Genomic DNA, 501 nt, shown 5'->3' with positions numbered 1-501 from the left:
GGGGTAGATGATTGGGGTGAAGTCGTAACAAGGTAGCCGTATCGGAAGGTGCGGCTGGATCACCTCCTTTCTATGGAGAATCGCTTCCTGCAACGGAAGCATTCACAATCTGTGCCTTGAGCACAAAGGTCGGCTTATTCACTCGTTGTCAGTTTTGAAAGAGCAATCTTGATCTCTTCGGAGATTGCGAATGCCTTTCAAACTTGTCGACAACTGAAAAGCATAACTTGCTTTTAACAGTTGCGACGTTGTTCCTTGAAAACTGGATAGCGAAAGTTAAGCGAAAGCTTAGAACATCCTTTAGCTGTATTAACAAGCTTGAAGCTGCATGTCCTTTCTAATGAACGCTATTTTACGTAGCGAACGCAGGGAGCGACTCAGCGTAAAAAGCGTTACTGACAACGCGCTGCATGAAATGCAGCTAACCGTTGCAGTGTAGTTAAGCTAATAAGAGCGCACGGAGGATGCCTAGGCGCTAGGAGCCGAAGAAGGACGTGGCGA

The 501-nt window shown here is 46.9% G+C and carries 1 rRNA gene; it reads left to right on the top strand.

The annotated features are described in order from the left end of the window. Nucleotides 1–70 (top strand): 16S ribosomal RNA (locus tag AC0LWM_RS32445); the annotation flags it as partial. Nucleotides 71–501: the final 431 nt, after the last annotated feature.

It is taken from the genome of Paenibacillus sp. sgz302148, from assembly GCF_056120465.1.
The sequence above is the reverse complement of the archived record's forward strand: the minus strand, read 5'-3'. Positions and strand labels throughout refer to the sequence as shown.